3 protein-coding genes and 1 pseudogene are annotated in these 6,643 nt (G+C 39.7%); all 4 read right to left on the bottom strand.

The features are described from left to right. Nucleotides 1-181 precede the first annotated feature (181 nt). The 4 genes and pseudogenes from KKH91_05995 to KKH91_06010 all read right to left on the bottom strand — a co-directional run bounded on the left by KKH91_05995 (nucleotide 182) and on the right by KKH91_06010 (nucleotide 6,502). Nucleotides 182-1,660, bottom strand: a complete 1,479-nt coding sequence (locus tag KKH91_05995; protein MBU0952353.1) for a type I restriction-modification system subunit M — start codon at nucleotides 1,658-1,660, stop codon at nucleotides 182-184. A gap of 1 nt (nucleotide 1,661) precedes the next feature. Beyond that, entirely contained in the window at nucleotides 1,662-2,981 is a 1,320-nt protein-coding gene (locus KKH91_06000) for a restriction endonuclease subunit S (GenBank protein ID MBU0952354.1), read from the bottom strand. Further along, entirely contained in the window at nucleotides 2,981-5,731 is a 2,751-nt protein-coding gene (locus tag KKH91_06005) for a DEAD/DEAH box helicase family protein (GenBank protein MBU0952355.1), read from the bottom strand. Before KKH91_06005 ends, KKH91_06000 begins: the two co-directional genes overlap by 1 nt. Nucleotides 5,732-5,914: 183 nt before the next feature. Then, nucleotides 5,915-6,502, bottom strand: a pseudogene (locus KKH91_06010) (ATP-binding protein). Nucleotides 6,503-6,643 lie beyond the last annotated feature (141 nt).

Consider the following 6,643-nt stretch of genomic DNA (forward strand, 5'->3'; position numbering starts at 1 on the left):
CCACTTCTCTTCAACGCTTAATTTTTTCCTGCCTGTGCCATTTGTCATCTCAATCCTCCGTAGTTACTTAATTCTATCAGAAGACCGGACCATATACAACTCCTATACCTGCTTTAATGACACCATCGCTAAATAATCGGGGGGATAGGGTAATTTCTGTTTGTGATTTGTCTATTTTGTATTAAATCTTGAGAGTTTTAATAATTCCCTTAAAGCTTTCCAGGCCTGCTTCTATGTTTTCAATAATTTCAGCGGCAAGGATGTCCGGGTCAGGCAGGTTGTCCATGTCAGTCAGGCTTTTATCTTTAACCCAGAATATGTCAAGACTGGTTTTGTCGCGGGCGACTATCTGTTCATAACTAAACTTACGAAAACGGCCTTCCGGTTCCTTTTCGGAGTAAGTTTCCTTACGTTTGTTTGGATTCCCGGGATTATAGCACTCTATAAATTCTTTTAAGTCTTCGTATTTCAGCGGGTCTTTCTTAAGAGTGAAATGGTTGTTAGTACGAAAATCATAAATCCACACTTCTTTTGTTTGGACATCCTTACTTGCAGGCCGGTTATCAAAGAAAATGACGTTAGCTTTTACGCCCTGCTTATAGAAAACCCCCGTTGGAAGGCGCAGGATAGTATGCAGATTCGTTGTTTCAAGCAGTTTCTTGCGGACAGTCTCTCCGGCACCACCTTCAAACAGGACATTATCCGGCAATACAATAGCAGACTTACCATTAGTCTTCAGCATTGTATGAATATGCTGGACAAAATTGAGCTGTTTGTTTGAGGTTGTTGCCCAGAAGTCCTGGCGGTTATACTCCAGGTCTTCGGTTTCTTCGTCACCTTCATCGGTAGTGAAAGTCATACTGCTTTTCTTCCCAAAAGGTGGATTTGTAAGTACGTAATCAAACCTTAAGCCACTGTCAGCAATCAATGAATCCCCACGCTCAACAGGCGGGACATTATCCAAATCCCCTATATTATGCAAAAACAAGTTCATCAGGCACAGCCGTGATGTGTTTTGTACAATCTCCCAGCCCTTAAAGGTCTTATATTTAAGGAATTCCAGCTGGTCTTTGTTAAGCTGGTAGTTGTTTTTATTCGTTATGTAATCATATGCCGCAAGGAAGAAGCCGCCTGTACCGCAGGCAGGGTCTGCTATGGTATTTTCAGGCTTTGGGCGAATACAGTCAACTATGGCTTTTATCAGGGCTCGGGGAGTAAAGTACTGGCCGGCACCGCTCTTGGTATCTTCTGCGTTCTTTTCAAGAAGCCCTTCATAAATGTCACCTTTGACATCGGCTCCTAATTTAACCCAGGATTCCTGGTCAATCAGTTGAACCAGCCGGTATAGTTTTGCCGGGTCTTGTATCTTGTTCTGGGATTTGGTGAATATCTTGCCAAGCATACCGCTTTCCCGGCCTAAGTCACGGAGGAGTTTTACATAGTGGGTTTCCAATTCCGCACCGTTTTTGCTTACTAGGGTATCCCAGCGATATTCTTTTGGTATATCAATTTTCCTATTGTACGGGGGTTTGGTATATTCATCCGCCATTTTCAGGAATAACAGGTAAGTTAATTGTTCAAGGTAGTCACCGTAGCCGACACCATCATCCCTTAATACCCCGCTATAGGACCATACTTTTGAAATCAACTCACTAGTCATTTTATTTTCCTTTTTGCTTTTTTAATGTTTCTTTTTCAGCTTTGATTTTTGCAAGCAATGCTTCTGCTGAGTTTTCACCTGTGATAAGGTCTTGGTGTTCCCTGCGCCAGTGTTCTGTCAATTTGCCTTCAAAAGCTTGTTTGAGGATGCTCTGACGCAAGACACCGGATTTCTGTATATTTTCGTCGATTGTTGTTTCTAACTTATCACAAATAGAAAATCGTTTTTCTATCTCTGAAACGATTTCATTTTGTATTTTTGTTTCATAAAAAGGGATAGGGATATTCGCAACATCCGTTAAGCTCAAATTCGCCCGAGCAACATCTACTTTCTTTGAATCATAAAAGTGCCAAGCCATTCCTGAATTCAGGAAATAAGTCAAATATTGATTATTAAGTTCAACTTTACATCTTATTAAGGCAACCGCCTGGTTAATGTTAGCTATAATATTTTCATTATATACGGTTGATCTCCCGATTGAAGCACCAACGATATTCAATAAAACATCTCCTTTTTTGAGAATGCTTCGCTTTTGTTTGTCGTTGATTTTCACTTCAACATATTTTGGTTCACTGATGTCTAGATTATAGACTTGCACATTTTCACTTGTAATAAATAAGACCTGCGATGCATCACTCACATATTTAATTCCTTGCCATCGCGGCGAAGCACCTTTTGTTATAAGTTCAGTGAGGTCACCTAATCTTTTAGTTAATGGTTGTTCAATGGAAAGCAATTTTCCTTCAAAGGCATATTTCAGGACTGATTGGCGATATATTTTTAATTGTTCGCGAACCTTTTTGAGGTTTTCAACGGCGTTATCAAGGTCAGAAAAAAGCTGATCAATGGTGGAGACAATTTGTTTTTGTTCTTCAAAAGCTATTAGGGGAAATAATTGTTTTCTTACTATATCCTGGCTAATATTTGGCTGAGCTCCTCCGAAGCCAATAGAAATAAACTTTTGTCTTTTGAAAAACAAATAATAGTAAGTATATTTTGATACGATTAAATTATTCTCAAAGATAGCACAAATTGCCTGGTTCGTTGTTGCATTGATTCCCAATATACCGAGTTTTCCAATTGTCGCTCCGTACAAGGCAATTAACAATGTTCCCTTGGGAAATAGTTTTGCACTTGAATTATCTATTGCCTTTTGTGTTATTTTTTCTTGTGTGTCAAAAATTATATTATCTTCCAGCTCGCCGGATTTAAGCCAGGGAATGTTCCCAGCGTAGTATTCCTGATGTGATCTGCTTGGGGTCCCACCACTTGTAGTTCTATAGATATCTTCGAATGGTACATTTAATATACTTTGAGACATCACGCCACCAGAACTTCATTCATTTCATTGATTAGATTATCTGCTTCGTTACCAAAAACCTCATGCATTTTACCAAGCCCGCCTGTTTCACCGAACGGGGAGAGCGAAAAATCATCCTTTTCAATATGAAAAGACGAGGCAATGTGGTCCCGAATCATATGAAGCCAGTTCATCTGCTCTTCCGTGAAGTGCTTATGGCCTGATTGCGCGAGGACTACCCAATCGCGGAAGTTCCTATTAACCACAGTGTCGTAACTGCTTATTTCCTTGTCAATACTGACAAATTTGCGTATCAAACTCACCATAGCGATTAATTCGCTTTTAGGGCTGTCTGTTTTTACATTTTCAATGTGTGTGCAAGCATCCCAAACCCGAAAAAGGGATAGTTGTGGTTTCTGTTCTTTTAATATTTCAAAAATATCCTTAATCATTTTATATGTTATTTCACGACGACGATGAGGTTGGTTATAGAAAATTGAAAGTGCCTGTATTTCGTCCTTGTTTTTTTCAAGAAACTCTTTGAATTCCTGGACTAAGCTTTGTGCTTGTTCTTTTGCCTGTGTATCCCATCCAGTAAAAGTCACATGGTCAATATTTACTATATCTATAATCTGTTCAAGGGATTTGCGGGTGTTCTCGAGAAACTCATTTAATTTGCCATTAAATGCTTTAGTTGCTCGTTTAACAAGTTGTTCTTTTGCTTTTTTTTCTGCTTCCTCTTGGGGCATATACGTTTCAGAGTTTATTTCTTTTGTTTTTGATTCGATTATATCAGGATTGCAGGCATCTAATAGATTATTGACTATAGCCTTAAGAGAAAAACCGCCAGATAATTTTGTTATTTTTTGCCGTTGTTCTTCCTGGATTTGCCTATCAAGACGGGAAAGCCTATTGGCTACGGAAAGCAAAGTATCTTCATCCCCGGCGCCCATTAAAACCGCATTTAATAAATCTTTTAGTGGCACGGCAGGTTTACGTTCTAAAGGCCGGCTATCAGTTTTAAGTGACTTTGTAACACCGATTGCATCCACGATAACAAAATGAGTTTTTTCAGTTTTTGCGGATGGAGTAACTTTTTTTAGGTCATCACCAGCGAATGTCCTGGTACCACGGCCTTTCATTTGTTCAAAATAATTGAGCGACCGCACATCCCGCATAAAGAACAGGCATTCCAATGGCTTAACGTCAGTACCGGTAGCTATCATATCTACAGTAACTGCAATGCGGGGATAGTAGGAGTTTCTAAACTGAGCAAGAAGAGAGTCTGAATCTTCTTCGGACTGATAGGTAATCTTTTTACAGAAACTGTTTCCTTCCGCAAATACTTCACGGACCATTTCTACAATATCGTTTGCGTGGCTGTCGGTCTTGGCAAATATGAGGGTTTTTGGGACTTCCGTTCTCTCTGGAAATATATCAGGAAGCTTGTCCTTAAACGCTTTAATAATATTACGTATCTGGCTGGGATTGACCACATCTTTATCCAACTGCTTGCCTTTGTATTCCAATTCATCTTCTAATTGTTCCCAGCGTTTTTTACGGGTTAGCCTCTCCCGTAAATCGATATATTCTTTAGCAGCTATTTTTGCACCTTGTTTTGTGATTTCTGTTTCAATTGTAAATACGTCATACCCAACATTTACCCCGTCTGCAACTGCACGTTCGTGAGAATATTCACTGACAATATTTTCATTAAAAAATCCGAAAGTCCGTTTGTCCGGTGTGGCAGTAAGGCCTATAAGAAAAGCATCAAAATAATCAAGGATTTGCTTCCATAAATTATAAATTGAACGATGGCATTCATCTATAACAATAAAATCAAAGAATTCTAGAGGGATTTTTTCGTTATAAACTACTGGCATTGGTTCGCGAGGTTGGATCATCTCATTAGGATTGGTGGTTTCTGCCGATTCATCTAAATCTTCATCTTTTAAGATGGAATAAAGGCGTTGAATAGTGCTTATACAGACCTGGGAATCCTTTGAAACATACTTTGAAGTTAAACGTTGGACATTATACAATTCCGTGAATTTACGATTGTCATCTGTAGGGGTATAGGCCATGAATTCCTGTTCGGCTTGTTTACCCAGGTTTCTTGTATCAACAAGGAAAAGGACTCTTTTTGCTTTTGCAAATTTGAGCAGGCGGTATATTGAAGTGATTGCGGTGAACGTTTTTCCGCTCCCGGTTGCCATTTGTATAAGTGCACGAGGACGGCTTTCTTTAAATGATTTATCAAGGTTTTCGATTGCGATTATCTGGCAATCACGAAGCCCTTTTTTATTTAGCGCGGGAATGTCATTCAGTCTTGCTCTTAATGTTTTTTGATAAGTCAACCATTCTTTTAACGTTTCTGGTTTATGAAAGGAAAATACTTGGCGGGAGCAGGGTTTAGGATCTCGCATATCAGTAAAACGAGTAATTTCGCCCGTGCTTTCATATATATAATTTAATGGAGAGTTATTTATATATTTTAACTTGGCTTTTGCATATGCCTCTGCCTGATCTTCATGGACAGTTAAACGATGGCCTTCTTCTTCTCTTTTAGCTTCTATTATTCCTACGGGTTTTTGTTCAACGAATAAAACATAATCGGCGGGTCCAATATCGGTAGTATATTCTTTTATTGCTATTCCAATGCCTTCACTGAAATCAATAGCATCTTTTTCTTGCACTTTCCAGCCAGATTTTGAGAGCAAAATATCGATTCTATCACGAGCAATTTGCTCTGGGTTTTGATTTGGCATTATAAGTGATTATACTTATTTTACTGAATTTTATCAATAAAAACAGGGGCTACCAGCAGAAAGCCGATAGCCCCTATCTTTCCTACTTCAACATTCCGGTAAGCACCCACTCTTCAAGCGATTTCAAGTACAAATTGTCTGTGGACGAACTGGTGACTTCAATTTGGCGAATATAGTTGTGCTTGACTATTTTCTGGCCTGTATGGCATACTGGTTGCAGCACTTATAGGCCTCCAGCGCAACATTATTCAACACAGCCTCAACATCTGCCCCGGAGTAATGCTTTTGAGCCATAAGCTCTGCTAATTCCTGGTAATCAGCCTCACTTAGGTCAAGCACGGACTGCCTATTGTGATTTTTTATCCGCAATAACTGATAGACAGTGGCTTTATCCGGAAGAGTAACCTCGCAGGCCATGTCAAATCTACCGGGCCGAAGGAATGCCGAGTCAATATCCCAAGGTTTGTTCGTCGCACCGATGAGAATCATGGGAATATTTTCAGCAAAAACATTACTCATAACCTGTAAAAGCTTGCCTTTAACGCGATTCATCACCGATGATATTCCTATTTCGCGTTTTAACAGAACATCGGCTTCATCAAGAAATACTACCGACCTGTCATTTTTCGCTTTGAAAAAGATTTCTTCTATCCTTTTTTCAGCTTCACCGGGAAAACCTACTACAACATCAATTGGGATTTCAAAGTAACTGGCATTAAGTTCCCCGGCAGTAGCTTTTGCCAGCGAAGTCTTTCCCGTACCAGGGGGGCCATATTCCTAGGCCACCCCGCTTTTACCCCACTACACTTTTTTTTAAAAGGTGCAGCTGCAATGTCATATCCCCAACTAACTCTTTGAGCTGTTCTGTTTCCCGGCGCAGGCCATCCACTTCATCACTGTTGGCTTCACGTAAAC

This window comes from Elusimicrobiota bacterium (assembly GCA_018816525.1).
GTDB lineage: Bacteria > Elusimicrobiota > Endomicrobiia > CG1-02-37-114 > XYA2-FULL-39-19 > OXYB2-FULL-48-7.